This is a genomic window from Actinoplanes regularis (assembly GCF_900188005.1).
GTDB classification, from domain to species: Bacteria; Actinomycetota; Actinomycetes; order Mycobacteriales; family Micromonosporaceae; genus Actinoplanes; species Actinoplanes regularis.
Window position 1 is genome coordinate 1 of the sequence record NZ_FZNR01000030.1, and the last position, 25,992, is coordinate 25,992.

26 protein-coding genes are annotated in these 25,992 nt (G+C 69.9%); 10 read left to right on the plus strand and 16 right to left on the minus strand.

Annotated elements, in window-relative coordinates; genetic code table 11:
* Nucleotides 1–303: 303 nt before the first annotated feature.
* Together CHC09_RS40630 and CHC09_RS40635 are read right to left on the minus strand one after the other, a co-directional pair.
* Nucleotides 304–873, minus strand: a complete 570-nt coding sequence (locus tag CHC09_RS40630) for a DUF4362 domain-containing protein (RefSeq protein ID WP_089298604.1) — start codon at nucleotides 871–873, stop codon at nucleotides 304–306.
* On the minus strand, nucleotides 873–1,463 hold the full coding sequence (locus CHC09_RS40635) for an RNA polymerase sigma factor (RefSeq protein WP_089298677.1): 591 nt from the start codon (nucleotides 1,461–1,463) through the stop codon (nucleotides 873–875). The genes CHC09_RS40630 and CHC09_RS40635 overlap by 1 nt, the downstream gene beginning before the upstream one ends.
* Before the next feature lie 429 nt (nucleotides 1,464–1,892).
* Here CHC09_RS40635 and CHC09_RS40640 point away from each other — a divergent pair, with 429 nt between their 5' ends.
* Complete coding sequence (locus tag CHC09_RS40640; RefSeq protein WP_203833386.1) at nucleotides 1,893–2,471, plus strand: class I SAM-dependent methyltransferase; 579 nt, start codon at nucleotides 1,893–1,895, stop codon at nucleotides 2,469–2,471.
* An 81-nt stretch (nucleotides 2,472–2,552) separates the two neighbouring features.
* On the opposite strand, the gene CHC09_RS40645 is transcribed toward CHC09_RS40640, so the two are convergent.
* From CHC09_RS40645 to ctaD, 4 genes are all read right to left on the minus strand, one after another.
* A complete protein-coding gene (locus tag CHC09_RS40645) occupies nucleotides 2,553–3,260 on the minus strand; it encodes a helix-turn-helix domain-containing protein (RefSeq protein ID WP_218827188.1) in 708 nt (235 codons plus the stop codon).
* A 21-nt stretch (nucleotides 3,261–3,281) separates the two neighbouring features.
* On the minus strand, nucleotides 3,282–3,689 hold the full coding sequence (locus CHC09_RS40650; protein ID WP_089298606.1) for a PNPOx family protein: 408 nt from the start codon (nucleotides 3,687–3,689) through the stop codon (nucleotides 3,282–3,284).
* A gap of 48 nt (nucleotides 3,690–3,737) precedes the next feature.
* Entirely contained in the window at nucleotides 3,738–4,916 is a 1,179-nt protein-coding gene (locus CHC09_RS40655) for an alpha/beta fold hydrolase (RefSeq protein WP_239138831.1), read from the minus strand.
* A 166-nt stretch (nucleotides 4,917–5,082) separates the two neighbouring features.
* Complete coding sequence (gene ctaD, locus CHC09_RS40660) at nucleotides 5,083–6,855, minus strand: aa3-type cytochrome oxidase subunit I (protein ID WP_089298607.1); 1,773 nt, start codon at nucleotides 6,853–6,855, stop codon at nucleotides 5,083–5,085.
* A 114-nt stretch (nucleotides 6,856–6,969) separates the two neighbouring features.
* Here ctaD and CHC09_RS40665 point away from each other — a divergent pair, with 114 nt between their 5' ends.
* Nucleotides 6,970–7,230, plus strand: a complete 261-nt coding sequence (locus CHC09_RS40665; protein WP_089298608.1) for a DUF3040 domain-containing protein — start codon at nucleotides 6,970–6,972, stop codon at nucleotides 7,228–7,230.
* A gap of 93 nt (nucleotides 7,231–7,323) precedes the next feature.
* Here CHC09_RS40665 and CHC09_RS40670 read toward each other — a convergent pair whose 3' ends face one another.
* On the minus strand, nucleotides 7,324–7,893 hold the full coding sequence (locus CHC09_RS40670; RefSeq protein ID WP_203833388.1) for a TetR/AcrR family transcriptional regulator: 570 nt from the start codon (nucleotides 7,891–7,893) through the stop codon (nucleotides 7,324–7,326).
* A 151-nt stretch (nucleotides 7,894–8,044) separates the two neighbouring features.
* Between CHC09_RS40670 and CHC09_RS40675 the strand changes: the two genes are divergently transcribed.
* Nucleotides 8,045–9,538, plus strand: coding sequence for an MFS transporter (locus tag CHC09_RS40675; protein WP_239138832.1), 1,494 nt, complete (start codon nucleotides 8,045–8,047; stop codon nucleotides 9,536–9,538).
* A gap of 107 nt (nucleotides 9,539–9,645) precedes the next feature.
* Here the strand turns inward: CHC09_RS40675 and CHC09_RS40680 are convergent, their stop codons facing one another.
* Nucleotides 9,646–10,677, minus strand: coding sequence for an FG-GAP repeat domain-containing protein (locus tag CHC09_RS40680; protein WP_244911631.1), 1,032 nt, complete (start codon nucleotides 10,675–10,677; stop codon nucleotides 9,646–9,648).
* Nucleotides 10,678–11,119: 442 nt separating this feature from the next.
* Here CHC09_RS40680 and CHC09_RS40685 point away from each other — a divergent pair, with 442 nt between their 5' ends.
* Nucleotides 11,120–14,080: a hypothetical protein gene (locus CHC09_RS40685; protein ID WP_089298610.1), complete on the plus strand. Its 2,961-nt coding sequence runs from the start codon at nucleotides 11,120–11,122 to the stop codon at nucleotides 14,078–14,080.
* On the opposite strand, the gene CHC09_RS40690 is transcribed toward CHC09_RS40685, so the two are convergent.
* Entirely contained in the window at nucleotides 13,986–14,648 is a 663-nt protein-coding gene (locus CHC09_RS40690; protein WP_089298611.1) for a response regulator, read from the minus strand. The two genes, CHC09_RS40685 and CHC09_RS40690, sit on opposite strands and share 95 nt — an antisense overlap.
* Nucleotides 14,645–15,775, minus strand: coding sequence for a sensor histidine kinase (locus tag CHC09_RS40695; protein ID WP_089298612.1), 1,131 nt, complete (start codon nucleotides 15,773–15,775; stop codon nucleotides 14,645–14,647). The genes CHC09_RS40690 and CHC09_RS40695 overlap by 4 nt, the downstream gene beginning before the upstream one ends.
* Nucleotides 15,776–15,918: 143 nt before the next feature.
* Here CHC09_RS40695 and CHC09_RS40700 point away from each other — a divergent pair, with 143 nt between their 5' ends.
* Entirely contained in the window at nucleotides 15,919–16,965 is a 1,047-nt protein-coding gene (locus CHC09_RS40700; protein ID WP_089298613.1) for a carboxymuconolactone decarboxylase family protein, read from the plus strand.
* Here the strand turns inward: CHC09_RS40700 and CHC09_RS40705 are convergent.
* Nucleotides 16,940–17,437, minus strand: a complete 498-nt coding sequence (locus tag CHC09_RS40705) for a hypothetical protein (protein WP_239138834.1) — start codon at nucleotides 17,435–17,437, stop codon at nucleotides 16,940–16,942. The genes CHC09_RS40700 and CHC09_RS40705 overlap by 26 nt on opposite strands.
* A gap of 234 nt (nucleotides 17,438–17,671) precedes the next feature.
* Between CHC09_RS40705 and CHC09_RS40710 the strand changes: the two genes are divergently transcribed.
* Nucleotides 17,672–18,211, plus strand: coding sequence for a hypothetical protein (locus tag CHC09_RS40710; protein WP_203833390.1), 540 nt, complete (start codon nucleotides 17,672–17,674; stop codon nucleotides 18,209–18,211).
* A gap of 21 nt (nucleotides 18,212–18,232) precedes the next feature.
* On the opposite strand, the gene CHC09_RS40715 is transcribed toward CHC09_RS40710, so the two are convergent.
* The gene (locus CHC09_RS40715) at nucleotides 18,233–19,396 is read right to left on the minus strand and encodes an acyltransferase family protein (protein WP_089298615.1); all 1,164 of its coding nucleotides are present in this window, start codon (nucleotides 19,394–19,396) and stop codon (nucleotides 18,233–18,235) included.
* On the minus strand, nucleotides 19,393–20,427 hold the full coding sequence (locus CHC09_RS40720; protein ID WP_089298616.1) for an alpha/beta hydrolase: 1,035 nt from the start codon (nucleotides 20,425–20,427) through the stop codon (nucleotides 19,393–19,395). The genes CHC09_RS40715 and CHC09_RS40720 overlap by 4 nt, the downstream gene beginning before the upstream one ends.
* A 242-nt stretch (nucleotides 20,428–20,669) precedes the next feature.
* Between CHC09_RS40720 and CHC09_RS40725 the strand changes: the two genes are divergently transcribed.
* From CHC09_RS40725 to CHC09_RS40740, 4 genes are all read left to right on the plus strand, one after another.
* Complete coding sequence (locus tag CHC09_RS40725; RefSeq protein ID WP_179277493.1) at nucleotides 20,670–21,398, plus strand: class I SAM-dependent methyltransferase; 729 nt, start codon at nucleotides 20,670–20,672, stop codon at nucleotides 21,396–21,398.
* A gap of 52 nt (nucleotides 21,399–21,450) precedes the next feature.
* Nucleotides 21,451–22,716: a sensor histidine kinase gene (locus CHC09_RS40730; protein WP_203833391.1), complete on the plus strand. Its 1,266-nt coding sequence runs from the start codon at nucleotides 21,451–21,453 to the stop codon at nucleotides 22,714–22,716.
* Nucleotides 22,713–23,381 (plus strand): response regulator, encoded by a 669-nt coding sequence (locus CHC09_RS40735; RefSeq protein ID WP_089298618.1) that lies wholly within the window; start codon nucleotides 22,713–22,715, stop codon nucleotides 23,379–23,381. Before CHC09_RS40730 ends, CHC09_RS40735 begins: the two co-directional genes overlap by 4 nt.
* Before the next feature lie 163 nt (nucleotides 23,382–23,544).
* Nucleotides 23,545–24,012, plus strand: a complete 468-nt coding sequence (locus tag CHC09_RS40740; RefSeq protein ID WP_218827189.1) for a hypothetical protein — start codon at nucleotides 23,545–23,547, stop codon at nucleotides 24,010–24,012.
* Between the two features lie 158 nt (nucleotides 24,013–24,170).
* On the opposite strand, the gene CHC09_RS40745 is transcribed toward CHC09_RS40740, so the two are convergent.
* Genes CHC09_RS40745 through CHC09_RS46940 form a run of 3 tightly spaced genes read right to left on the minus strand, consistent with a single transcriptional unit; the run spans nucleotide 24,171 to nucleotide 25,984 of the window.
* Nucleotides 24,171–24,527 carry a hypothetical protein gene (locus CHC09_RS40745; RefSeq protein ID WP_089298620.1) on the minus strand — a complete coding sequence of 119 codons (357 nt, stop codon included), beginning with the start codon at nucleotides 24,525–24,527 and terminating at the stop codon, nucleotides 24,171–24,173.
* Between the two features lie 52 nt (nucleotides 24,528–24,579).
* Nucleotides 24,580–24,735 (minus strand): hypothetical protein, encoded by a 156-nt coding sequence (locus tag CHC09_RS47280; RefSeq protein ID WP_218827191.1) that lies wholly within the window; start codon nucleotides 24,733–24,735, stop codon nucleotides 24,580–24,582.
* Nucleotides 24,736–24,787: 52 nt separating this feature from the next.
* Nucleotides 24,788–25,984, minus strand: coding sequence for a hypothetical protein (locus CHC09_RS46940; protein ID WP_179277494.1), 1,197 nt, complete (start codon nucleotides 25,982–25,984; stop codon nucleotides 24,788–24,790).
* Between the last annotated feature and the right edge of the window lie 8 nt (nucleotides 25,985–25,992).

Sequence of the window (25,992 nt, forward strand, 5' to 3'; positions counted from 1 at the left end):
GGCGCGCGGAGCGGCCGGGGGACCCAAGCGGGTGCCACCCGGTTGCCGTACTTGAGGAAACGTCCGGTTATTTTTCCGTCACCGAACCGACCACTCCGGGTATCAGCCGGTCTGACAATCGCATCAGCAGCCGAGATAGGGACGTAAGCCCAGCCCAGTTCTGGTGGTTGGGCCCGGTGGTCGTATCAGCGGCTGGGATTGGGGCGTGGAGCCCAGCCAGGTTCTGGCGACTGGGTCTGGTGGTGGCGGCGGGGTCTCGCAGTTAGCTGATCTTGCGGATGTGCTGTCAGCCGGTGTCTGCAGTCAGTTGCTGCCGAGGGTGGACTCTGTGCAATGGTCGGCGACCAGGCGGAGGCCGCGCTGCGTCAGCTGGGTGCAACTCAGCAGGCGGACGGTCTGTGGGCCGTACTTGTCGGCCCGGGTGTCGATGACGAGATGGATGCGTTCTCGACCGTCCACGGTGTAGGTCTCGACGATGGGATCGCCCTCGTCGGTCAGGCGGGTCTGCTGTAGCCGGGCGGGTGTCCCGGCCGCTGCCGCGTCGGCCATGCAGCGGGGAGCGGACTCGGGCAGTTCTTTGTCCAGCCCCAGGTTGAAGGTTCCGCAGTCGATGGCGCTGGCCGTGCTGCTGTTCGTGTCCGGGTCGGTGGCTCCATCAGGGGCGGGGGAGCCGGTGAGGGCTCGGATCACGGTGAACCCGCCGGCGGCCAGCAGGACGCTCGCCGCGACGGCCGCGGGCACCAGCCACGTGCGGTGCCGGGAGCGGCTGGTGGCTTCCGCGCCGGTGATCTCGGCGAGCAGGTGCTCACGCATCCGCCGCTGCGCGCCAGCGGGCAGATCGTACGTGGGCGGCAGCTGTTCGGGGCCGGTCATCAGGCCTCCTTCGACGGGTCGATTGCCGGTGTGGCGTCGTTGCGTGGGTCGAGAAGCCGGGCCAGGCGGCGCCGGGCCCGGCTCACCCGGGCTCGTACGGCTACCTCGCTGGTGCCGAGGACCACAGCGGCGTCGGCGTACGACACGCCTGACCAGACGCAGAGTGCCAGGGCAGCGCGTTCGGCACGAGGTAGCCGGTGGACCGCGGTGAGTACCTCCCGCATGCGTCGCTGACTGTCCACCCGGCCGGCTGCCTCGCCGGCGAAGTCGGTGCCGTCCGGCTCGGGCGGCAGGCGTAGCACCGCGCTGCGCCATCGGCGCAGCGAGCGTTGCTGGTCCCGGACGACGTTCCCGGCGACCGAGAGCAGCCACGGCAGTATCGAGTCGTCCACCAGCCGCGCCTGGCCGCGTTTGCGCCAGGCGAGCAGGAAGGTCGACTGCGTGGCATCCTCGGCGTCGGCCCATGACGAGGTCAACCAGAAACAATGCCGGTAGACGGCCTGGACATGACGGTCGAACAGGGCACCGAAGGCGTCGCCGGCGCCGGCGGTCGCGTCGGACCACAGGTGCCGATCGGTCTGCTGGGACATGGCGGTCACACCATGTCATGGCCAGCGCCGCTGATGTTGTGACATCCCGGCGCCGGGGAGGAAAGCCGGCGGCTGGTGGGCACCGTGCCGGGGGAAAGCCGGAGACCGGTGGGCACCGTGCCGGGGGGAAAAGCCGGAGGCTGGTGGGCGCGGCGCCGGGGAGGAAAGCCGGAGACCGGTGGGCATCGCACCGGGGGGGGAAAGCCGGAGGCTGGTGGGTGCGGTGCCGGGAACGAAGCCGGGAGGCCGGTGGGTACGGCGTCGATAAAAAGTTCGGAGGCCGGTGGGTACGGCTGTGGAAGGAGGTCCCGGGGGCGAGCGATTGGTTCAAGACTGGGGTACGGGGTACAGCCGAGACTGCGAGGCATGAAAGACAACGCGTTCACTCCCGCCCTCGGGCGGTTCGCGCCCACCCGGTTCTACGATCCGGTGGTCGCGCTGACCCGCGAGCGTCTGTGGCGAGCCCTGACCGCGATGCATGTCGCGCCCCGCTCCGGGGACGTGATCGTCGACGTGGGCTGTGGTACCGGCTCCCTGGCGGCGATGCTGGCCCGGGTCGAGCCGCGGGCCCGGATCATCGGTGTGGACCCCGACCCCGAAGTGCTCGCGATCGCCCGGAGTAAGTCGCGAGCGGTCGAATGGTCGGCGGGCCGCGGCGATGCGTTGGGGGAGTCATTGGCTGCCGGAATCGCGGATACCGTTGTCTCCAGCCTGGTGTTGCATCAGTGCCCGGTGCCGGTGAAGCTCGCGATGCTCGAGTCGATGGCCGCGGTGCTGCGGCCGGGCGGCAAGCTGGTGATCACCGATTACGGGCTCCAGCGCACTGCCGTGATGCGGCTGGCGTTCAGGACCGTGCAGTTCGCGGACGGCAGGGCCGACACGCAGCCGAATGCCGACGGGGTCCTGCCGGAGCTGATCACCGCTGCGGGCTTCGGAGAGGTACGCGAAGCCGACGTCGTCCGGACGATCACCGGGTCGATCTCGGTCTACGTCGCTCACCGCGACTGACCGATTGAGAGCAAGGGTCGTGAAGGAGCGGGAGGTCGGCCGCTTGGTGGGTGGGGCGCGATGGAGTGGGAGGTCGGCTCCTTAGCGGTGGGGGTCCTGAGGAAGTTGGGGGTCGGCCGCTTGGTGGGCGGGGGTCGCGGAGGAGTGGGAGTTGCGAAGGAGTGGGAGGACGGCCGCCGGGGTGAGACCAACCATCTCGCGCATCCGACGGGTCAGATGTGCCTGGTCGGCGAAGCCCGCGCTGATCGCGGCCTCGGCCGGTGACTGACCCGACCGCAGCGCCTCGGCCGCCCGGCGCAGCTCGGCCCACACCCGCCAGCGGGGGAGCGGCATGCCCACCTGCTGTCGCGCCAAGGCTCGCAGACGCTGCGGGGAGAGCCCGACCGCGGCGGCCAGCTCCGGCATCGTGAGGTTGCGCTGCCGCAGCAGGGTCATCGCCTCGACCAGTCGCGGATCCAGTTCGCGGGAACGGCCCTCGCCGACGGTGTGCAGGTCGGCAAGCTCGGGCGCCGCGACGATGCCGTCGCGGTAGTGCTCGCGCAGGTGGTCGGCGAAGATCGCATGCGGTTCGATGTAGAAGGTGACCAGCTCCGGTGACGGGAGCAGCCGATGCGGCACCATCGGCGGTACGAGCAGGGTCGTGGCGCGGTGCTCGGCTCCCGCCGCGTCGGCCAGGGCCACCTCGTCCCGCAGCGCGGTGACGATCTGGAACGCGGCGTGCCGGTGGAGACCGCTGTCCGTCGCCGGGCCGCGATACACCGCGTAGCCGTCCCCGATGCTGAAGTGCACGTCGTGATGATGGCAGGTTGACTATCGGTCGGCGTGGCGCAGCAGCAACCAGGCGTCGGCGGGGAACAGCCGCCGAGCGATCGCCCAGGTCAGCCGCGGGTAGTAGGGCCGGGCGGCGGTCGCGTCGATGATTCTGGGGCGGTCCATCGGGTGATCGGCGCCCTTCCAGCGGACCGTGCAGCCACCCGCGGCCACCACGTTCCGGACCCAGTTCGTGCCCGCGCCCCACGGCAGGTTGATGATGAAGCCGTCCGGGGTGGTGACCACCGCGACGGGCACGGTCAGGTTCCGTCGGCTGACCCGCCCGCGATGGTGCATGACCGCCCACCCCGCGAACCAGCGTCTGCCGGCCAGCATCCGGACAGCCGGTGCGGTGGCGCGGGCGAAGCGCCAGGAGATGTTCTTCGGTGCTGCGGCTGAGGTGGTCATGAGGTGATCCTGCGCTCGTGGCAGCGGCCGGCGCATCCTGGCGATCCGTCATCCGGGGTGACGGGTTTCCGGCATCCGGTGCAGCGCGTAGGCGACGGCGTCGGTCCGGCCGCGAGCGCCGATCTTGCGGTAGATGTTGCCCAGGTGGCGTTCGACCGTGTGCACCGCGATGCCCAACCGGCGGGCGATCTCGAGGTTGGCGTCGCCGACCGCGAGCCGCCCCAGGACTTCGACCTCGCGCGGAGTGAGCCGAGCGGCCGGCGAACCGGGCGGAAGGCCGGCCGCCGGGGTCGGGGGCGCCTGAGCGCCCGTCTGGGCAGTGGTCACGAAGTCGGTGGTGGGGTGCGTCTGAGCGCCGGCTCCGGCACCGGTCACGAAGTCGGTGGTAGGCGGCGTCTGCGCGCCGGTCCCGGCGCCGGTCACGAAGTCGGTGACCAGCCGCACGTCGTTCGCGGAGTCCTCCATGAACAGCGTCGGTGTCGTTCCCGGCAGCTCCACCAGCCGGGCGTCCGGCAGGCTGCCCGCCAGCCGCCGGAAGACCTCGACCGGGATCTGCTGCTCGTTCTGGCGATGCAGGACCAGCGCCGGTGCCCGGACACGCCCCAGTTCGCCGGTCACGTCGATGTGCCGCGCGGCCTCGAACCACGCCTTGGCCACCGGCGCGGTGGTGGCGGTGCGGAAGGCCGCCGCGGTCCACCGGCCCGACGGCGCCGAGTCCCAGCCGAGCCAGGCAGCCGCGGCGGCGTCGGCGAACAGGCCCCAGTCCTGCTCCACCAGGGACAGCAACGCCTGCGTCTGGGCCGGCCGCATCGCCTCGCTCATCCGCGGTGCCCCACCGAACAGGACGAGCCGATCGACCCGCTCCGGCTCCCGGGCCGAGAACGCGATGGCGGTCGCCACCGCGTGGTAATAGCCCAGCAACGACGCCTTGCGGAGGCCCGCGGTGTCCAGCACCGCCCGCAGGTCACGCAGGTGCGCTTCGACACCGAGATCCGCGAGGTCGATCCGCCGGTCCGAGCTGCCCATCCCGCGGCCGTCGTAGAGCACCACGGTCAGATTCCGCGCCAGGGCGGTGTAGGTCGCCCGCATCGCCGGGATGCGCCACTGCGCGAGGATGTTGCTCAGCGACGGCATCCACACCAGCACCGGCCCCTGGCCGAACACCTGATAGCCGATCGTCACACCGTCCTCGGCGCGGGCGAAGTGCATCTCGGGCGGGGTTTCCACCCGTTGAGTATCGCTGTTCGCCGGAGGGCGGCCACCAAGCTGTCGTTCACGGGGCTCGGCTGAGAAGCCTGCGGACGGGACGCGAAAGGTCGTACCGAAGAAATGGGTTTGAAATGGCGTCGCCCACCCGCCATCCGGCGGGTGGGCGACGATCCGGACCGGACGGTCAGCGTTTCTTCTTCTTGCGATCGCGGTCGGAGGCGATGTCCTCGGAGTACGTCGCGCCGCCGTCGGATTCCTTGGTCAGCGGTCGGGCGCCACCCTCGGGCGGGCCGGCCATGGACTGCTCGCCGGCGGCCAGGTGCGGGAACTTCAGGTCGAAGGCCGGCCGCTCGGAGCGGACTCGCGGCATCTGGTGGAAGTTGCGCAGCGGCGGTGGGCAGGTGGTGACCCATTCGAGAGAGTTTCCGTGGCCCCACGGGTCGTTCTCGGTGACGACCGGGCCGATCTTGTACGACCGCCACACGTTGTAGAGGAACGGTAGCGTCGCCGCGCCGAGGATGAACGAGCCGATCGAGGAGATCGTGTTCAGCGTGGTGAAGCCGTCGCCGGGCAGGTAGTCGGCGTATCGCCGGGGCATGCCCTCGTTGCCGACCCAGTGTTGCACCAGGAACGTCGCGTGGAAACCGATCATGGTGAGCCAGAAGTGCATCTTGCCGAGGCGTTCGTCGAGCATCCGGCCGAACATCTTCGGGAACCAGAAGTAGATGCCGGCGAAGACCGCGAACACGATTGTTCCGAAGAGTACGTAGTGGAAGTGGGCCACCACGAAGTACGAGTCGGAGACGTGGAAGTCGAGCGGCGGTGAGGCCAGGATGATGCCGGAGAGGCCGCCGAAGAGGAACGTGACCAGGAAGCCGACCGCGAACAGCATCGGCGTCTCCATGCTGACCTGGCCGCGCCACATGGTGCCGACCCAGGTGAAGAACTTCATGCCGGTCGGTACGCCGATCAGGAACGTGAGGAAGCTGAAGAACGGCAGCAGCACCTGGCCGGTGGCGTACATGTGGTGCGCCCAGACGCTCATCGACAGGGCGGCGATGGCGATGGTGGCGGCGACCAGGCCCTTGTAGCCGAAGAGCGGCTTGCGGCTGAAGACCGGGACGATCTCGGTGATGATGCCGAAGAACGGCAGGGCGATGATGTACACCTCGGGATGGCCGAAGAACCAGAAGAGGTGCTGCCAGAGCATCGCCCCGCCGGTGTCCACGTCGAAGACGTGCGCGTCGAGCACCCGGTCGGCGGCGAGGGCGAAGAGCGTGGCCGCCAGGAACGGGAAGATCAGGATCGCCAGCAGGGCGGTGACCAGCATGTTCCAGCACATGATCGGCATCCGGAACATGGTCATGCCGGGCGCGCGCAGGCACAGGATCGTGGTGATCAGGTTGACCGAGCCGAGGATGGTGCCCAGACCACCGACGGCCAGGCCGACCACCCACATGTTGCCGCCGACGCCCGGTGAGTGCAGCGAGTCGCTCAGCGGGGTGTAGGCGAACCAGCCGAAGTCGGCCGCGCCGCCGGGAGTGAGGAAGCCGCTGAGCGCGATCAGCGTGCCGAACAGGTAGAGCCAGTAGGCGAGCGCGTTGAGCCGTGGGAACGCGACGTCCGGGGCGCCGATCTGGATCGGTACGACGAAGTTGCCGAACGCGAACACGATAGGCGTCGCGAAGAACAGCAGCATCGCGGTGCCGTGCATGGTGAAGAGCTGGTTGAACTGCTCCGGGGAGAGCAGTTGCATGCCGGGCCGGGCAAGTTCGATGCGCATCAGCAGCGCCATGATGCCGCCGATCACATAGAAGATGATCGACGTGACCATGTACATGATCCCGATTTGCTTCGCGTCGGTGGTCCGTAGGGTTCGAGCCAGCGCGGACCCTCTCACCTGCAGGCGGATCGGTTGGGGTCGCGTGGGGACGGGCCTCGGGGCGACGGTGGTCATCCAGACTCCTCGGCTGCGCATACGGAGAACTATTGCTCACCCTCTGTTATATGCTTCTAGTACGTTAATTCCTGCTGAAACGCTTATTCCTCTTTTATCCGGAAGGGGGAGCGCATGCTCGAGGAGAAGGACCGTCGCGAGCTTGCGGAGATCGAGCAGCGGCTCTGCGCGGCAGACCCCGACTTCGCCCGCCGGATGAGTTCGACGTCGATGCCCTGCCCGTTCCCGACGGTGTCGGTGCTGTGCGTCGGGGCGTTCCTGGCGCTGCCGTTCGTGGGCCTGTTCCTGGGGCCGGTGGCGGCCCTGGTGGCGCTCAACGGGACCGTGGCCCTGGTGGCGGGGATCCTGGTGAACCGGCGCCGCCGCGGTCACTGACGGTGGCCTGGCATAGGTGTGGTCACTGACGGTCGCCTGGCGTAGGTGTGGTCACTGACGGTGGCTCGGCGCCGCCGTGGTCGCTGAGTCGGGTCAGCCCAGCATCGCCGTGATCAGGCGGCGCAGGCGTGGGGTGATCTCGGCTTCGCCGGCGGCGGCCAGCGGCTGCATGCCGGATGAGCGCAGGATCGTCAGCCCGAGCGTCGCGGCCAGGACGAACTGCGCGTCGAGCACCGCCGCGTCGCCGGAGGAGCCGGTCATCGCGGCGATGCGCTCGGCGAACGAGCGCAGGGTGCCGAGCCGGATCTCCTCGGCCCGCTCGTCGCCGGAGGAGCGCAGCAGCATCAGGATGCGGGTCGGGTACTCGCCCTTCTTCAGGCCGGTCAGGTGGCTGGTCATCAGCTCCGGCAGGTCGTCGACGGTGAGATTGTCGGCGACCGAGCGCTCGAGGTCGTCGGCGGAGCTGGCCAGGCAGTCCCGGAACAGGCCCTCCTTGGAGCCGAAGTAGCGGGCGATCAGCGCGACGTTCACCCCGGCGTCCTGGGCGATGTCCCGGATGTAGGTCGCGGCGTACCCGTCGGCGGCGAATCGGCGCCGGGCGGCCTCCAGCAGCGCCTGCTTGGTGGCGGCGGAGTCCCGGCGCCGTGGGCCGGCCGCGCTCATGCCGCCACCTCCGCCGCATGCCGGTGCCGTTCGCTCGCAAGCTCGCTCATGTGATCACCGTAACTGATGTAATCACTGGTTGACTTTCTCCCCGGGTCCCATAATTGCGGCTAAGTAATCCAGGGTTTACATCTCTTCCCCCGGGGGATCCGTGACGACGACGATCGAGGCGCGCCCACGCGTCAACACCACGATGCTGGTGCTCTACCTGTCTCTGGGCGGCCTCGCCTTCTCCGTGTTGCAGTCGCTGGTCGCACCCGCACTGTCGACCATCGCCCGCGACCTGAACGTCTCCGCCAGTGACGGCAGCTGGGTGATCACCGCCTACCTGCTGGCCGCCTCCGTGCTGACCCCGATCCTCGGCCGGCTCGGCGACATGGCCGGCAAGCGCCGGGTGCTCATCGGCGTCCTCGCCACCCTCGCGGCCGGCACCCTGCTCGCCGCCCTCGCGCCCAACCTCGCCGTGCTGATCGTGGCCCGTGTCCTGCAGGGCGCCGCCGGCGCGATCCTGCCGCTCTCCATCGGCATGGTCCGCGACGAGCTGCCCCGCGAGCGGGTCGGCGTGATCGTCGGCCTGCTGTCGGCGATCTTCGGCATCGGCGCCGGTGTCGGCATCGTCGGCGCCGGCCCGATCGTCGATCACCTCTCCTGGCACTGGCTGTTCTGGCTGCCCCTGGGCCTGGTCGTGATCGCCCTGCTCGGCGCGATCTTCGGGATGCAGGAGTCGCCGGTGCGCACCCCCGGCCGGCTCGACGTGGTCGGCTCGGTCGTCCTCTCGGGCGGACTGGTCGCGCTGCTGCTGGCGATCAGCAAGGGCCAGAGCTGGGGCTGGGGTTCGGGCAGCACGATCGGCCTGCTCGTCGCCGGTGTCGTGCTGCTGGTGTCGTTCGTCTTCGTCGAGCTGCGGGTGGCCGAGCCGCTGGTCGACATGCGCCTGATGAAGCTGCGCGCGGTCTGGTCCACCGACCTGGTCGCGATGATCCTCGGCTTCGCCATGTTCGGCACGTTCCTGCTGGTCCCGACGCTGCTGCAACTTCCGGCGATCACCGGTTACGGCTTCGGCAAGTCGGTCTCGCAGTCCGGTCTGTTCCTGCTGCCGACCGTGATCATGATGATCTTCTTCGGCCCGCTCGCCGGCCTGCTGTCCCGCCGCTACGGACCCAAGCTGCCGATGTTCCTCGGCACCGTCTCGGTCGTCGCCGCCTTCGCCCTGCCCGCGATCGCGCACGGCGAGATCTGGCAGGTCCTGGTCTCCGGCCTGCTCACCGGCGCCGGCATCGGCCTGGCCTTCGCGGCCATGTCGAACGCCATCATCGAAGCCGTCCCGGCCGCCCAGACCGGCGAGGCGACCAGCGTGAACACCATCGCCCGGACGATCGGCAGCAGCATCGGCACCGCCATCGTCGCCGCGGTGATCACCTCGAACACCACGCCGCAGGGGATGCCGACCGACGACGCGTTCACCATGGGCTTCTGGACCTGCGCCGGCGTCGCGGTGCTCGCGGTCGTGGCGGCCCTGCTGGTGCCGTCCGCCCACCGTCGCCACGAGCAGGCGGTCGCGACGGGCGTCGAGGACCTGCCGCCGGAGCCGGAGGAGATCCACCTTCCGCACCTGCACCACGCCGGGGACAAGGCCCGCGGCTGACGTCGCCGGCACTGTTCTCACCGCGCTTCGTCGCGGTGAGAACAGTGCCGTTCAGACGGACGGCGTGGCCGTCCCGCGCTCGCGGGGCGGCCACGCCGGACTGGAACTCACCACAGGACGCCGGGCTGGGGAATCTCCGTGCCGACGGCGAAGTAGTTGTGCCACTTCCACCCTGTTCCGAGGAACTTCGAGCCGGTGGACCGGGCCACGAAGACATCGGCCGTCGAGCCGCGGGTGAAGGTGGCGAGGTCCGCACGACCGTCGCCGGTGAAGTCACCGGTGCCCGGGATCTCCCGGCCGGCGGCGAAGTAGTTGTGCCACTTGACGCCGGTGCCGGTGAACCTCGAGCCGGTCGACAGCGCGACGAACACGTCGGCCGCCGTGCCGCGGGTGAAGGTCACGATGTCGTCTTTACCGTCGTTGTTGAAGTCACCCACCGAGGGGAGCTCGGAGCCGACCGCGAAGTAGTCGTGCCATTTGATGCCGGTGCCGGTGAATTTGGAGCCGGTGGAGAGTGCGACGTATACATCGGCTGCGGCTCCGCGGGTGAAGGTCGCGATGTCGTCTTTGCCGTCGCCGTTGAAGTCGCCGACTGCTGGGATCTCTGTTCCGGCGGCGAAGTAGTTGTGCCATTTGATGCCGGTGCCGGTGAATTTGGAGCCGGTGGAGAGTGCGACGTACACGTCGGCTGCGGCTCCGCGGGTGAAGGTCGCGATGTCGTCTTTGCCGTCGCCGTTGAAGTCGCCGACTGCTGGGATCTCTGTTCCGGCGGCGAAGTAGTTGTGCCATTTGATGCCGGTGCCGGTGAATTTGGAGCCGGTGGAGAGTGCGACGTACACGTCGGCTGCGGCTCCGCGGGTGAAGGTCGCGATGTCGTCTTTGCCGTCCCCGTTGAAGTCGCCGACCAGCGGCGTCTCCGTGCCGGCGGCGAAATAGTCGTGCCACTTGACGCCGGTCCCGGAGAAGGAGTTTCCCCTGGACAGAGCGACGTAGACGTCGGCGGCCGACCCACGGGTGAACGTAACGATGTCGTTTTTGCCGTCGCCGTTGAAGTCCCCGGCGATACCGCTGAAGCCGCCTCCGGGTGGTGGTGCGGCGGCCGCCGGCAGGCTCGGGATCTGGGTGGCGATCGTGATCACGGCAATTGCTGAAAGCGCTGACAAGCGCCGCTTCTTGAACATTTCTGGCCCCGCTCTGACGATTGATCTTAGGCGGATTCGCATGCCTGAAATTGATCGGGGATCGGGAAGTGGGGACCCTATTTTCGCATCGGCGCGGCGGGTTCCCGCCAGGGTCGTTCCTTGATTTCACTCAATCGGGACGGTAGTGCCGAATTCGAGATCTAATGGCATCCGGTGGAAGCGGGTCGCGATGCGCGGCAGCTTCCAGGGGTGGCGCGGGCGTCGCGCGAGAGCAGCACGGGACTTGGCTCGAGCCTGGTCACGGGGCTCCATCGGTCGTACCGGGGAATCTGGATTTTGAACTTGAAACCGGTCGCGGTCAGTGGGTCAGGGATGATCCGGGCGGCCGCGGCCGGGCTGTTGATCTGGAAAAACGCGAAAGTTTGCTCTAGAAATAGGCATGCGCCGCCTCATGATCATCATCGTGCTGTTCTCCCTGGGTGCCGGGATGGCGTTCGGGCTGAGCAGTGCGCTGCGGCTGTCCTGGAGCCCGGTGACAGTGATGGCCGAGCCGTCGAGCACGGCGCCGTCGCGGGCCGCCGTCGCGTCCCCGATCGGGTCGGTGACGATGAACCGTCACACGCACCGCTTGGACGTCGCGGCGGGGGCGGTCACCGACGCCGTCGAGGGGCAGAAGCCCGCGGGTGTCCTCAAGGTGATCGTCGGTGGGGACGGCGCCGGCGAGGACTACCGGATCGACCGCACCGCCGGCGGGCTCACGCTCAGCGCGGCGAGTGAGGCGGGTGCCGCGGCCGGGCTCTACGCGCTGGCCGACGAGATCCGGTCGGGTGAGCCGGTCACCACCGGGGCTCGGACGCCGAAGCTGGGCCTGCGCCTGACCGACGTGGGATCGGTCGGCCGCGAGCCGGACGCGGCGCGCTGGAGCAAGGGCACCGACTACTCGCTCAACTCCGACGTCGTCACCGGCACGCTGCTGCCGCAGGCGCCATGGGTCGACCAGGCCGAGGTCGAGAAGGTCTCGGCGCAGTTCCGGCAGTTCATCGATCACTCGGCGGCGCAGGGCTACAACGGTGTCGTCGTACCCGGCTTCCTGGAGTACGTGACCTTTGCGAACGTCGGTGACGGCCACGCCGTCTACCCCGGCAGTGACCCGCACATCGCCCGCGCGCGGGCGATGGTCACCGCGTTCGCGCCGGTCTTCCGGTACGCGGCCGACATGGGCCTGCGCGTCTACTTCATGACCGACATGCTGGCGCTCTCCGGGCCGCTCGAGGCGTACCTCGAGAAGCAGCAGGACCAGTGGGCGGTCTACCAGGCCGGGCTGCGTGAGCTGTTCGCGAGCATGCCGTTCGCATCCGGCCTGATGATCCGGATCGGCGAGGGCGGCTCGGCCTATGCCGCGCCCGGCTGGGACTACTTCTCGCGTATCGCCGTCACCACACCCGACAAGGTGCGGGCGATGCTGAAGGCGTTCCTCGCGGTGGCGGCGGAGGGCGACCGGGACATCATCTTCCGCACCTGGACGGTCGGGGTCGGGGCGGTCGGCGACCTGCACACCAACCCCGACTCGTACGAGGAGGTGCTGGGCGGTCTCAACGACCCGCACCTGGTCGTCTCGACGAAGTTCACCCTCGGCGACTTCTACAGTCACCTGCCGCTCAACGACACGCTGACCGTGGGCGACCAGCGGCGCATCGTCGAGTTCCAGGGCCGGCGCGAGTTCGAGGGCTTCGGCTCGCTGCCCAACGACCTGACGGCGCTGCACGCGTCCGCCCTGAAGCGGCTGCTGGCGGCCAACCGGCACATCGAGGGCGTCTGGTTGTGGACGCAGGAGGGCGGCCCGCTGCGCGCCGGCCCGATGACGCTGTATCTGCAGACCGGATTCTGGCAGCTGTACGACCTGAACGCGTACGCGATGGGCCGGCTGGCCAGGGAGCCGGACGCGGACCCGGGCGAGGTCACCGCCGACTGGGTGCGTCAGACGTTCTCCGGCGACCCGGCCACGGTGGCCGCGATCAGCCGGATGTTCGCGAACTCGCGTGAGGCCGTGACGAAGGGGCTCTACCTCACGCCGTACGCGAACTACTCGGTCAAGGCGCTCGGGCTCGAGCCGCCACCGATGATGTGGATCTTCGAGTGGGACATCGCCACGGGCGACTCCGCCGTGCTGGGCAGCGTCTACGCGATCAGCCGGGGCCACGTCGACGAGACGATCGCCGCGGGCGAGCAGGCCGTCGCGATCGCCGGCGAACAGTACGCGAGCGTGGCCGCCACCGACCCCGCGACGTGGCGCGACCCCGCCCTGCGAGCCCATCTGCTCGACTCGCTCCAATATCAGAAGGACCTGTACGGCACGCTCGGCGCGTACCGCGAGATGTTCCTGCGGCGGGCGCAGTGGCTCGACACCGGCTCCGCGACGGCGCGTGAGCAGTGGAAGGCCGCGGAGCTCGAGTACCGGAAGGCGCGCGACAGCTATGTGCGCGCGTACAGCGGCGACGTCGACCTGCCCGCCTACAACTTCACCGCGGCCGACCTCGGCGAGGAGCGGTCCGACCGCGATCCGGCGATGGCCGTCCTGGCCCGCGTCCTGCTCGGCCTGCTGCTCGCCTCGATCCTGGTGCCGTGGCGGCCGATCCGGTCCCTGTGGCGGGCGGCGATCATGCCGTGGAAGGCGCCGGAGAACCCGGGCCGGGCGGCGCGCTGGGTCGCGATCCTGCTCCCGGCGGGCGCCCTGCTGCTCAGCCGCGAGATCCACACCTGGTTCGCGGCCCCGGCCCACCTGCTGGTGACGCTCGGCTCCTGGGTGCTCTTCGCGCTGGTGGCCCGGCTGCTGGTGGGTCGCCGTGACCCGTACGCGCTGTGGGCGGTGCTCGGCGGGGTCGCGCTGCTGCGGACGGTGCTGCTGCTCGCCGTGCTCGCGGTCCGTGGCCCCGGCCTCTACTGGTTCCGGTTCTGGACCGACCCGGCCGTGCGCACGGTGTACGTCACGGTCTCCTTCGCCGCCTTCGCCTGGCTGTTCGTGGCCACCGGCTCGGTGCTGCGCACCCGGTACGGCTGGTCACGCCGCCGCGTCGCCGGTGCCGTCGCGCTCGCGGCGGGCGTCCCGGTGCTCGCCGTCGGCACCCTGATCTGGTCGGCCGGGCTGGAGCGCGCGCTCAGCGCCTGGAACGACCAGATGGTGCTGCTGCCGTGGGGCCTGCACCGCATCCTGGGCATCGTGACGTTCCTCGGCATCCCGCCCGCGCTGCCGGTCTGGATCACCGTGACCGGCGCCGCCCTGTCGATCATCGGCCTGGCGTTCGTGGTCACCGGCGGCGCGGCGCGACCAGACCCGAGTCGTACGCCCACACCACCAGCTGCGCGCGATCTCGACAGTGCAACTTCATCATCGCCCGGTTGATGTGCGTCTTGGCGGTCGCCGGACTGATCACCACGCGCTCGGCGATCTCGTCGTTGCCGAGCCCACGGGCGACCAGCTCGACGATCTCCTGCTCCCGGGCGGTCAGCACCTCGCGCCCCGCCGTCAGGTCACCCGGCGGGGCGCCGGTCACGAACTCGCTGATCAGCGTGCGGGTGACCGACGGGGCCAGCAGGGCCTCGCCGCGGGCCACGACGGCGACGGCCCGCAACAGGTCCGCCGGGTCGGCGTCCTTGAGCAGGAATCCGCTGGCCCCGGCCCGGAGCGCGTCGAAGACGTAACTGTCCACTTCGTAGTTGGTGAGGATGAGGACCCGCACCGCGGTCAGCAGCGGGTCGGTGGCGATCCGCCGGGTGGCCTCGATGCCGTCGAGCCCCGGCATCTGCACGTCCATCAGTACGACGTCCGGGCGCAGCCGTCGCGACAGCTCCACGGCGGCGGCGCCGTCGGCGGCCTCACCGACCACCTCCAGGTCGTCCTCGGCGTCGAGCAGGGCCCGGAACCCGGCGCGCATCAGGGCCTGGTCGTCGGCGAGCAGCACCCGGATCACGCCCGGCCCTCCAGCGGGAACGTGGCCCGCACGGTGAAGCCGCCGCCGTCACCACGGGCCGCGTGCAGCGTCCCGCCCAGCCCGGTGACGCGTTCCCGCATGCCGCGCAGGCCGACCCCCGGCGTCACCGGTCCGGCCGTCGAGGCGGCACCGTCGTCGGTCACCGCCACCGTCAGCCGGGTCGGCGTGTACTCGACCCGCACCTCGGCGACGGCCGGGCCGGCGTGCCGGGCGACGTTGGTCAGCGCCTCCTGCACGACCCGGTACCCGGCCTGATCCACCTCGACGGGCAGCTCCGGCGGCTCACCCGAGACCGTTACGTGCACCGGAACCCCGGCCGCCCGGGTTCGCCCGGCGAGCTCGTCCAGCCGGGCCAGCCCCAGCCGGTCGGCGTCGTCGGGGGAGCGCAGCACCGCCAGCGTCGCCCGCAGTTCGCGCATCGCCGCGCCACCGGCCTCCTGGATCGCCAGCAGCGCGGCCGACGGCTCCGCACCGTTCTTGCGGTCCAGGTGCACGGCGATCCCGGCCTGCACCTTGATCACGGAGATGCTGTGGGTCAGCGAGTCGTGCAGATCCCGGGCGATCCGCAGGCGCTCCTCACCGGCCCGCCGCAACGCCGTCTCCTCGCGGGTCCGCTCCGCCTCCAGCAGCCGCCGCTCGAGCTGCTCGAGGTACGCCCGGTGCTCCCGCGCCACCAGCCCCGCGATGTTGACCGCCACGAACCAGCCCAGCAGCAGACTGGTCCGCTCCAGCAGTTGCTGAGGCGGCAGCCCGGCGGGCGCCACCGAGATGTCGCGCGCGAGATAGCCGCCGAGGAACGCGACGCTGGCCACGACGGCGGCCCGCCGATGCCCCCGCCAGGCGGCGACGCAGACCGCGCCGAGCACCGGGAACGCGGCGGAGACCCCGGCGTGCACCCGGACGTGCACGACCAGCATGGCCGCGGTCACCACGGCCACCGCGAGCACCGGGCGACGCCGGCACGACGCGAGCGCCGCCGCCGCGACCACGACCAGGGCGATGTCGAGCACGCCGACCGGATCGGCCTCCGGTGAGAGGGCCGCGTTGCCGAGCAGGAGGGCACCGACAGCGACACCGCCGACGGCGTAGGGCAGGTCCGCACGCATGAGCGAACTGTAGGAGGAAGGCCGGGATCGGGCATCCCGCCGCAGCGGTATGCCGGGCGTACCGCGAACGCGGTATCAGCGGGCGCCGAAGTGTCTCCGCCGGGGCGACGTCTCATCGGCCCGCACCGACGAGCATCGACCGTATGGCATATCGCTTCTTCACTCCCGCTCCGGCGAGGGCCGCGACCGGCCGGACAGCGCAGGTCTATCAGCAGATGCGGACCGACTTCATCGGGCCGCCACCGATGTTCCAGGCGATCTCCGCCGTTCCGGAGTTGCTGGCCGCTGCCTGGGCGCTGATGCGCGAGGCGCTGCTCGCCGAAGGGGCCGGCCGGGTGGAACGAGAAGTCGTCGCGGCGGCGGTCTCCCGGGCCAACCGTTGCCGGTTCTGCGTCGACGCGCACGTCACGCTGCTGCACGCGCTGGACGAACATGAACTGGCCGAGATCATCGCGGGCGGGGAGACCCCGCCGATTCGGGAGTACGCCGAGCTCGCCGACTGGGCTGCGGCCAGCCGTAATCCCCGGGCCGCCGGGTGGAGCAGCCCGTACGGTCCGCAGGTCACCGGCACCCTGCTCGCCTTTCACTTCATCAACCGTGTCGTGTCCGCGCTGCTCGCGCCCGACCTGCTGCCCGGGGGTCTGCAGCGGCTGCCCGCTGTGCGGAACGTCGGGGGGCGGCTCTATGCGCGGACCGTTCGCGAGCCCAAGGAGCCGGGCCGCAGCCTGGCCCTGCTCGGCGCCGTGAACACGGCACCGCCCGGGTGGGCCGGTGACAGCCCGGTCGGGGTGGCGTACTCGGCGCTGATCGACGCCGCGACGAAGGGCGGTGTGCTGCTGGGCGATACCGCTCGTCGGACCGTCACCGGGACCGTTCGCTGGGAGGACGGGCGGCATCCGGTCGAGCCGGCCGGATGGGCCGCCGACCTGGTCCGTGACCTGACCGGAAGCGATCAGGTTGGTGCCCGTATCGCGTTGCTCGCGGCGTTCGCTCCCGGCGCCATCGACGCGAGGGACGTCGCCCACTGGCGACTGTCGTATCCGAGCGAGGCCGACCTGGTCCGGCTGGTCGCCTACGGTGCCATCACAGCTACCGCCCACGTGGCCAGGTCCCTCGAAACCGGCGCACCGAGCACTGCGCTGATCGCGGCTTTGGCCGCGGGGCTCAGCCCTTCGCCACCACGCGGATGATGCTGGCGCCGCCGGAGCTCCTGCCAACCTCATTCATGGATGTGGCCAGGTTGTAGTACCCAGGCCGGGCATCGGAGCCGATGGGAATGCTGCTCACCGGCTGCTCACCGGAGGTACCGGTCGGCCGGATCGGCGGGGCCGTGAAGGTGACAACCCCAGCCGCGATGTCCCGACCTTCTGATGCGGTCTTCAGTTCTTCCACCGTCGCGTACGGCCCGGTCAGGCTGGCCGTCAGCTCGACCGGGGCCGCGCCGGCGGCTGGGCCGTCCGGCGACTCGACCGTCCAACGAACGGACATCGTCTGGCCGGGTCGGTAAGGCGAATCAACGTCCGTGTCCGCACAGCAGCTGTACGTCACCTGGGCCGGGACCGCATCGTCTCCCGCATTCTCAGATGCGCCGGCATCGCAAGCGGCGAGAAGCGCGACGGCAGCTGCTGCGACGCCGAGCAACTGGAGGCGGTGTGACGACATGGGATCCCCTTCGAGCAATTTGCTGAGCGCACCTTAGTCGGCGCGGCCAAGCTGATCGACACCCAGGAGATAACGGTGCCGGCCGACTCCCTTCCCAGGTCAGCGGCCATCCGTCTGTCTGTTTCTTGATGACCTCGGGGTCGTCCGGTCATGGTCGTCCGGCGGCAGGCTGTGGCCGTTTGGGCCGGCCGACGGGTCTGGTATTCGTACGTCACCAACTGCCACGATCAACTCGTGGCGGTTGGTTATGCCCCGGTGTCGGGCGATGTGGAATATCGGTGGTCGTCGTGGCGCTACGTGGTCGCGATGGCCCCGATAGGCTTCGTTGGGGCTGCCGCCGGGGTGACGCTCGCCCGATTCGTACTCCCGATGCTCACTGGCCGTCCGAGCAGTTTCAGCGTTGCTTTCGGCGCCTTCTATGTGGCTACCTATGCGTTTTTCTTTCCTTTCGCCTCTTGGTTGTTCGTTTGTGGTCTGCCGGCCGGGCTGAGGTTCGGTAGCGAGGGGATCGAACTGGCTGCCGCGCGGCACGATGTGCTCGGGGTGCCCTACGAGGCCGTGTCGAGTGCCCGTGTCCGGTGGTGGTGGCCTGTAGCGATGCTCGACGTTGTCGTTGGTTCCGTCGACGAATCGCGGGTGATGCGATTTGACCGCGGTGGCCGTCGGCCGTCGTGCAAGCGCAAGGGTGATCAACTGCGCTTCTCCATGCCGATTGCGGGACTGAGGTCGTCGGACCTCCGGTCCGAGCTCCGGCGCCGCGGACTCGGCGAGTAACGGCGGGTTTCGCGCACCGGCTCACCGGTGCGCGAGGCTTCGGGACCCGTCACCGGCGCCGAACGACTCGGCCCGCCGGAACAGCAGGCAGAGGACGATCAGGGCGACGGCGACCACAGGCAGCCAGAGCAGCCGGTGCCCGATCCAGCCGGCAGAGTCCGGCGAGCCGATCAGCCCGACGGGATCGCTTCCCAGGACGTGGCCGAGCCCGGCGACGCCGAACAGAGCGCTCTGGTGCCACAGGAAGATCGTCATCGCCGTCAGGTTGAGCCCGCCCACGACCGCCCACCAGCCGGGACGGTGCAGCCGGCGCTCCAGGCGCGCCCACAGCAGCAGCGCGAGACCGATCTGCACGGCCGACAGCGCGGCGGTGAGCAGCGAGGGCGGGTTGAGGTTCGAGCGCCCGTCGCCCGGAACCCCGACCAGACTCGCCGGATAGCCCGCCGCGATCAGCAGGGCGCCGCTGGTCAGACCCGCCAGCAGCAGGCCCCGGCCGCAACGTTCCCCGGCGAGCCGGCCCCGCGACGCGGCCGCCCCGAGCGTGTACGGCACCAGCCAGGCGGTCACACAGTTCAGGTAGGCGGGCCAGCCGGGCATCCCGGGCCACAGCCAGTACCGCAGCGCGTCCATCGCGATCAGCGCACCCAGCGGCAGCAGGGCCGCCGCGGCCCCGAACCGGTCGACGGCGCCGAGCACCGGCGGGGTGAGCGGCAGCAGCAGGACGAGCACGAGAACGAACCAGAGCGGACTGAACGCGATCGTGCCGGCCGTGTGCAGGGTCCACGGGCCGATGGCGGTATGCCGGAGCGCGGCGAGGATCAGCAGCCACACGCCGAGGAACACGACGATCGGCGGCAGCAGCCGGCGCGCCCGGCCGGCCAGCCAGGACCGGGTCGAGCCGCCGCGCCGCCCGGCCCGGTCCAGGCCCCGAGCGGCGGTGTTGCCCGCGACGAAGAAGAACAGGCCGAGCGTCTGCAGGACCCAGGTCAGCGGGGTGAGGCCCGGTATCGCGGTGAGCGGGCTGGCCTGGTGGAGTTCGCCTCCGGTGCCGGTGGTCAGGCCGGTGACGAGCCAGTGCCCGGCGACCACGCCGAGCATGGCGATCACACGGAGCCCGTCGATCACCCGTTCCCGGTCCGGCGGGGTCGCGGTGGCGATCCGATCCGCCCACGCCGTCGTGGTCATCGCGGATCACCCGTCGAGCCGGTACCGATCGACGCCATCGCCTGCAACGCGGCCGAGCCGGGCTCGAAGTAGCCGTCGTGGCCGTCGACGTTCCCGCACGGCAGCGGCAGCGCGCCGAAGGCCGGATCGATCGGCAGGCGGCCGTGCCCGGCGCCGAGGACGCGCACGCCCGGAACCCGCCGGATCCAGTCGTCGGGAGCGCTGCCCGCCCAGACGCGGGCGAACGTGTGCAGGCCGGCGGCGCTGTCGGCGCCCATGCCGGGGCTGCCGATCGCCACGATGTCGGTGACCTGGGGGTTCAGGTCGTGGGCGGCGAGACCGGCCACCGTGGAGCCGTAGCTGTGGCCGACCACGGTGATCGCGAGCCCGGGGCGGCCGGTGACGAGTCCGTCCAGGAACCGGTCCAGGGCCTGCGCGCCGGCCGCGGCCCGTTCCTCACGGATCGCTTGCCGGCGTACCCCCTCGGGTGGGTCGTAGCCCAGCCAGACGACGACCGCGACGCGCGCGTCCGGCCGGTCGGCGAGCATCCGCGTGTAGAGCTGGCGGCCCTGCCAGGCCGGCGCGCGCCGGAGCCGGCCGCCGTGGCCGGTGTCGAAGTTGCCGAGAGTGTCGTCGACGCCCGGGACGAGAACGGTGACGTGGGTGGCGCCGCGTAGATCGCCGAGCACCTCGGCGATCCGGCCGTCGCCGCGCGGATCCAGGGCGAGCAGCTGCCGGCCGGCCCACTGCGGACTCTGCAGCAGGTTCGCCGCGTAGCGCAGCTCGATCGGCGCTCCGTCGAGGTTGCCGACGACGTCCGGGTAGGTGTGGGCCAGCTCCTCGGCGCGCCCGTCCGGCAGACCGGCGAAGTACGCGGCCACCGTCGCGGCCGGCGCGGCGCTCAGATCCGGCAGGTGCGCCGGGTCGGCGAGCCAGGCGGCCTGACCCGCGGGCAGCGGTGCCGGGCTGGGCGGGGTGGGCCCGAAAACGTATGCGCCGGGCACCCCCAGGGTCATGGCGAGCAGTGCGGTGATGAACCGCTTCCAAGTCATCGGATCAATTCCTCCGGCCTCATCCAATGAGGACGAAGTTAGGCGCGAAATGGATCGGTGTCGTCAATCCACAGGGGGTCCCGACCCGTAGTACCGGAGAGCTACGGGTCCATTCACCGGATCTGGAGAACCGCCTCTGACCAGGTGATATGCGCCTTTTCGGAGATCGTACCGGAGAGTGACGACAGCAGATCCGCCGCTGCCTAGATTCGTCACCGAACCATTCGGAGAAGGAGAAAGCGTTGACCAATTCATCGGCGGCCGCGCGATCGTCACGTGCGGAAATCACCCTGCAGCACGTCTCCGATCTGTACCGCGAATTCCAGGACGACCTCCGAACGGTACGGAAGGAACAGCGCGAGCTACGGACCACCTGTCCGGGAATGAGAACTCAGCTCGACGACCTCGAGGCGGAGATCACCTACCTGCTGATCCGGAAGGAACGGCCCGCGACCGTGGTGGAGATCGGATCGCTGCACGGGTGGTCCACGACCTGGATCCTGCGGGCGCTGCGCGACAACCGGGCCGGGACGCTCGTCACCCACGACCTGATCGACAACGCGCGGCACAACGTCCCCGCCGAACTCGCCGAGGGACGCTGGACGTTCGTGCCGGGCGACGCCCGGGAGACGCTGCGCGGCCACCGGCACGACATCGACCACCTCTTCATCGACGCCGCGCACACCGCGTCCTTCGCCCGGTGGTTCGTCGGCGAGCTCTTCCCGACGGTCCGGCCCGGGGTCACGGTGAGCGTGCACGACGTCTTCCACGGCCGGCGGCCGTGGCCGGTCAGCGAGGGCCGGGTGGTGCTGTCCTGGCTGGAGCAGAACGGCGCCGGACACTTCACCCCCTCGCGCCTCGCCGCCCCGCCGGTCAACCGTGAGCTCAAGCAGCTGAAGCAGCGCCTCGGCCTGCTGGAATCCGTCCACGACGGCCGCGACGACCCGATGCTGTTCTTCCGGATGCCGTGAACTCGCGTCCGGGTGCTTACATGGCAGGGCGAACATCGATCAGGAGGTACGGGTGGCGTCTTCCTTCCGTGCCGCGGGCCTGGCCGGCCGTCGGCTGTTCGCCCTGTCGGCCCGTCCGGAACGCACCGTCGCCTCGAAACGTCCCACGCTGATGCGGGGGTTGCGGCTCCTCGGGGTGTCGCTGCTGGCTCTCTACGTGGCCGCGGTCGGTGTCGGGGTCGTCGCCGAAACTCTGCCGTGGAGCCCGGCGATGATCGTCGCCCTGGCGTTGGCGCAGGCCACGCCGGTCATCCTGGTGATCTATCGGCCGATCGCCGCGTGGTGGCTGTCGCTGCTCGCCGCGCTGCCCTACCTGATCCTGGTGGGTCTCTCCGCCGAGCAGGTGGCCGACGAGGCGTTCTGGCCGTGGAGCGTCGCCGGGATTGTCGCGCACCTGTTCGTCGCCGTGCTGGTGGCCTACCAGGTGCCACCCCCGGTCTATCTGGCCCAGTGGCTGATCACGGCTGTGGTGGCCGTCGCCGCGGAGACGATCTTCACCGGCCGGGCGCAGATCAACAACGGCCTGGTGCTGTCCGGCCTGTACGCCGTCGGGCTCGCCGGCGTCGCGATCGCCCGCTGGCTGCGCGACGTCCGGCGGGAACTGCGCCACCAGGTCGGCCTCACCGAGCGGGAACGCTCGCAGCGAACCGTGCTGGAGGAACGCACCCGGATCGCCCGCGAACTGCACGACGTGGTCGCCCACCACATGTCGGTGATCGCGGTCCAGGCGGAGGCCGCGCCCTACCGGGTGAGCGCGCTCGACCCGGCCGCGACCGAGAGCTTCGCCTCGATCCGGCAGAACGCGCTGGCGGCGCTGACGGAGACGCGGCAGATTCTCGGCATGCTCCGCTCCGAGCAGGACAGTGACAATCGGTACGCCCCCCAGCCGACCCTGGCCGACCTGGATCAGCTCTTCGGCAACTGTCGCAGCGCCGGTCTGACCCTGAAGACCGGCATCCGCGGCGACGTGCGGGACCTGCCGGAGCAGGTCGAGCTGATCGCCTACCGGGTGATCCAGGAGGCGCTGAGCAACGTGATCCGCCACGCGCCCGGTGCCGACGTCGAGGTCGACGTCGCCTACGGCCCGGCCGAACTGGACCTGCGGGTCGCCAACAGCCCCTCCCCGGCCGCCGGCCGGCTCTCCCCGGTGGTGGCCGCCGGCCACGGTCTGACCGGCATGCGGGAACGGGCGGCGGTTCTCGGGGCGAGCCTGCGAGCCGGACGCCGCGACGACGGATGGTACGAGGTCGCCATGTCACTGCCCGTGGATCGGCGATGAGCACGACGCCGATCCGGGTGCTCGTCGTCGACGACCAGCGGATGCTGCGGGAGAGCTTCGCCGTCCTGCTCAACGCCCAGCCGGACCTCGAGGTGGTCGCCGAGGCCGCGAACGGGGAGGAGGCCGTCCGGCAGGCCCGGGACCTGCGCCCGGACGTGGTGCTGATGGACGTACGGATGCCGGTCCTCGACGGTCTGGAGGCGACCCGGCGGATCCTGGCACACGCTCCCGGCACGAAGGTGCTGGTCCTCACCACCTTCGACGACGACGAGTACGTGCACGAGGCGATCCGGGCCGGCGCGAACGGCTTCCTGCTCAAGGACTCGTCGGCGCATCAGCTCGCCGACGCCATCCGCACCACGGTCACCGGCGGGGCCGTGCTGGCGCCGTCGGTGACGAAGCGCCTGATGGAGGACTTCTCCCAGCGCTCGGCCCCACCCGGGGCGCCGTCGGGCCGCCTGGCCGCCCTGACCAACCAGGAGATCAAGGTGCTCGGGCTGGTCGCGCGCGGCCTGTCCAACGCGGAGATCGCGGTCCACCTGACCGTCGCCGAGCAGACCGTGAAGACCCACGTGAGCCGCATCCTGATGAAACTGAACCTGCGCGACCGCACCCAGGCCGCCGTCCTGGCCTACGAGACCGGCCTCATCACTCCGGGCCGCTGATTACCAGGACCGACCAAGAAACTCACAGAACAGTCGCAGGTCGATGCGCTCGTCCAACTTATCGATCAAGGCGCCCCGGCGCGCCGGCCAATCCCTGCTGCGATGCGTGACCCGGCGGGAAGCCGCTGAAGCGCTGGCGGTCGGCCTCGTAGAGTCTGTGGTTATGGCGGATTCCCAGGAACGGCAGCCCCACCTTGAACATCGGGGGTTCGACTGGCCGCCGGGGGGCGTGAACCCGTTCGATCGCAGCTTCCCCGAGGCCGGTCGGCTCTACTGGGCGCACGAGCGGCCCTCCTTGCTGTTCCCGGCGAACCAGCAGCCGGAGCTCTCGGAGCTGGACCGGGCGATCCCCAAGGGCTACACCACGTTGCTCCTGATGGAAAGGGTCGCGGTGGTTACGCTCGGGCAGCGCGGTCGGCGTGAGTGGAAGCATCAGGCTCTGCACCGCAGTGTGGGCCCGTTCCAGGAGTATCAACTGATCGTGGCGCCGGACGGGCCCAACGAGAAGTACCTGATGGTCGGTGCGATCTGGCCCTTCCAATGGACACACCGTGACGCGGTTCGGCTGGGTCAACTGACCGGCCGGGTGGTGCTGGTGTGCCGCGTCCTCAGCTACGAGAACTGGCACTGACTCGCGGCGCGTGATCCACGGATGCCTCCGGCGGGAGCGCTCGGGCTTCTGGGATGGTGGCGCCATCCCGCCCACCGTCGACCCGGACGAAGCCGAGCACGCATGCCCCTGGGCGCTTCGCGGCTTGCCACCGACGGCTTTTTCTTGCTGTTTGTTCGTCACCACTCGTCGCACGGGAAGTGGGTGGAGCGGACGCAGTCGCCGTTGATCAGCATGATGAGCCGGTACCGGCCCAGCGCGTGCAACCGGTCGAACAACCCATTCAGGTACGGCAGTTCGGGCCCGCTGGGATAGGCGATGTCCAGCTGGTACGGATGACTGGGGTACGGCTCGTCCGGGTCCCTCCAGCCCGGTTTGAGCCAGGCATGGCCCGTGTCATCGCCGCCGTGGAACATCTCCTGGTCAGGCAACTCGGCCAGTTCGAACCCGAGCACTTCGGTGAGATCCCGGACCAGTTCGGCAAGGTCAGGTTTCCCGTCCGGTTCGGCCGCGCCGATGAGAAACTCCCTGTCCACGTTTTCCTCCCCGCCCGCTCAGCGGAAGATGTCGATCTTGCTGTAGGTCGGATTATCGACGTACGGCCGCAGGCGAGCCGACCGACTCCAGATGCCTCAGCAGCTCGTGGATCGTCGGGGACCAGGGATGCATGGGACGGCGCACGGTGTCGCCGATGCGCACCACCCGGCGATGCGGGTCATCCTGGAGCACCTGAGGTTCGACCATGTTCAGAATTGTGGTCGTACTCCGGCGATCGCCGGAGTACGACCTGGTCGGGTCAGCAGTTGGGGATGACGACGCCGTTGTTGTCCTTGGCTTCGTCGTTGCCCCATCGGCTGAGGTAGTACGCGGAGACGTACTGCTCGGCGGGTCCGGTGTCGGGGTCGGTTTTGAGCCAGTAGTGGTTGTAGCTGGTGCCGCTTCCGATTTGCCGGCCCCAGGCTTTGCAGAAGACGTAGTTGGTGCCCTGGTTCAGGGTTCCGGTCTGGGTGGTGCTGGTCGGTGTGGCGAAGACCGGGGCGGCCGTGTACGTGTCCACCCAGTACTTCGGGCGGGTGCCCCCGGCGCAGTCGGGGATGACGACGCCGTTGTTGTCCTTGGCTTCGTCGTTGCCCCATCGGCTGAGGTAGTACGCGGAGACGTACTGTCCGGCGGGTCCGGTGTCGGGGTCGGTTTTGAGCCACCAGTGGTTGTAGCTGGTGCCGCTTCCGATCTGCCGGCCCCAGGCTTTGCAGAAGACGTAGTTGGTGCCCTGGTTCAGGGTTCCGGTCTGGGTGGTGCTGGTCGGCGAGGCGAAGACCGGCGCGGCGGCGTTGGTGTCCACCCAGTACTTGCTCGGGGTTCCACCGCCCCCGCCCCAGAGCGCGTTGGCGAGAAGCTGGGCGTCGTGCACCTCCAAGCGGTAGGCGTCCGGGTAGGCGGAGACCTGGATCCTCTGGCAGATCGCCCCGATGTCGCCGCTCATCCAGGAGTTGTTGGGATATTTCCGGAACATCGCGTTGAGGAAGGCGTTCGTCGCGTACACCGGGTCGGTCAGCTGCGCCGGCGTGCCCCAGCCTTGCGAGGGCCGCTGCTGGAAGAGGCCGAGGCTGTCGTAGTCGACCGCCTCGGTGTAGTTGTGCAGGGACGACTCTGTGATCGCCGTGGTGATCGCGATGACGGCGGCCCGCTTGTCCAGGCCCCGGCCGGCCACCGTGGCGGTGATCGCCCGGGCGCAGGACACGTTGTAGGCGTTGAGCGACTGACCCAGTCGCGATCCGTTCATCTGGGCCCGGAGCTGGTTGGCGATCGTCGTGTCCGCGCTGGTCGCGCCGCCGGAGGTGCACTGGGCGTAGGCGATCGAGGCGAGCAGCGGCAGCGGTGCCGGCCCGTCGGCGGGTCCGGTCGCGGCGTACGCGGGGCCGGCCGCGGTCAACAGCAGGCCGGCCAGCACGCCGACGACCGCCGTACGAGGTATGGAGGGGGAGGAGGACATGGCGAAGA

Excerpts from the sequence above, each read along its gene's own strand:
- CHC09_RS40650 (WP_089298606.1), bottom strand. The coding sequence starts at position 3,689 with ATGACCACCTCAGCCGCAGCACCGAAGAACATCTCCTGGCGCTTCGCC.
- CHC09_RS40700 (WP_089298613.1), top strand. The coding sequence starts at position 15,919 with ATGGCATATCGCTTCTTCACTCCCGCTCCGGCGAGGGCCGCGACCGGC.
- CHC09_RS40705 (WP_239138834.1), bottom strand. The coding sequence starts at position 17,437 with ATGTCGTCACACCGCCTCCAGTTGCTCGGCGTCGCAGCAGCTGCCGTC.
- CHC09_RS40635 (WP_089298677.1), bottom strand. The coding sequence starts at position 1,463 with ATGTCCCAGCAGACCGATCGGCACCTGTGGTCCGACGCGACCGCCGGC.
- CHC09_RS47280 (WP_218827191.1), bottom strand. The coding sequence starts at position 24,735 with ATGGTCGAACCTCAGGTGCTCCAGGATGACCCGCATCGCCGGGTGGTG.
- ctaD (WP_089298607.1), bottom strand. The coding sequence starts at position 6,855 with ATGACCACCGTCGCCCCGAGGCCCGTCCCCACGCGACCCCAACCGATC.
- CHC09_RS40695 (WP_089298612.1), bottom strand. The coding sequence starts at position 15,775 with ATGCGTGCGGACCTGCCCTACGCCGTCGGCGGTGTCGCTGTCGGTGCC.
- CHC09_RS46940 (WP_179277494.1), bottom strand. The coding sequence starts at position 25,984 with ATGTCCTCCTCCCCCTCCATACCTCGTACGGCGGTCGTCGGCGTGCTG.
- CHC09_RS40665 (WP_089298608.1), top strand. The coding sequence starts at position 6,970 with ATGCTCGAGGAGAAGGACCGTCGCGAGCTTGCGGAGATCGAGCAGCGG.
- CHC09_RS40740 (WP_218827189.1), top strand. The coding sequence starts at position 23,545 with ATGGCGGATTCCCAGGAACGGCAGCCCCACCTTGAACATCGGGGGTTC.
- CHC09_RS40685 (WP_089298610.1), top strand. The coding sequence starts at position 11,120 with ATGCGCCGCCTCATGATCATCATCGTGCTGTTCTCCCTGGGTGCCGGG.
- CHC09_RS40670 (WP_203833388.1), bottom strand. The coding sequence starts at position 7,893 with ATGAGCGCGGCCGGCCCACGGCGCCGGGACTCCGCCGCCACCAAGCAG.
- CHC09_RS40630 (WP_089298604.1), bottom strand. The coding sequence starts at position 873 with ATGACCGGCCCCGAACAGCTGCCGCCCACGTACGATCTGCCCGCTGGC.
- CHC09_RS40715 (WP_089298615.1), bottom strand. The coding sequence starts at position 19,396 with ATGACCACGACGGCGTGGGCGGATCGGATCGCCACCGCGACCCCGCCG.
- CHC09_RS40720 (WP_089298616.1), bottom strand. The coding sequence starts at position 20,427 with ATGACTTGGAAGCGGTTCATCACCGCACTGCTCGCCATGACCCTGGGG.
- CHC09_RS40735 (WP_089298618.1), top strand. The coding sequence starts at position 22,713 with ATGAGCACGACGCCGATCCGGGTGCTCGTCGTCGACGACCAGCGGATG.